Origin of the sequence: Mesorhizobium sp. M4B.F.Ca.ET.214.01.1.1 (assembly GCF_004791545.1) — a bacterium.
GTDB classification, from domain to species: domain Bacteria; phylum Pseudomonadota; class Alphaproteobacteria; order Rhizobiales; family Rhizobiaceae; genus Mesorhizobium; species Mesorhizobium abyssinicae.
In genome coordinates this window covers 1-284 of the sequence record NZ_SRUX01000288.1, presented here as the reverse complement: position 1 = coordinate 284, position 284 = coordinate 1, and the positions used below count along the sequence as shown (strand labels likewise).

Genomic DNA, 284 nt, shown 5'->3' with positions numbered 1-284 from the left:
CCCATCCCTGCAACCTGATTCGGCACTTCGCCATTGACGACCACGTCATAGAGGCCGCGTGTAAATGTCACGCTGGTCAACCTGCCGCCGACGCTCTCAAAAAGCGCCTGGATTGCAACCTCGCGGTTCGATCCCTGCATCAGCCCTTTGGCGGCATGGGGTTCGTAGTTTGCCAATATGGTAACCTTCATGGCTTCTCCTCCAAATACCCATGTCTCGCGCTGCCCGATCTGTGGGGCAGCACGGACTTTCCTGTCTCTGACATTTGACCTGGTCTGTGGACC

The 284-nt window shown here is 57.0% G+C and carries 1 protein-coding gene; it reads right to left on the bottom strand.

Annotated elements, in window-relative coordinates:
- A partial coding sequence (locus EN857_RS34275; protein WP_135897746.1) for a GYD domain-containing protein occupies positions 1-191 on the bottom strand: 191 nt, incomplete at its 3' end.
- Positions 192-284 lie beyond the last annotated feature (93 nt).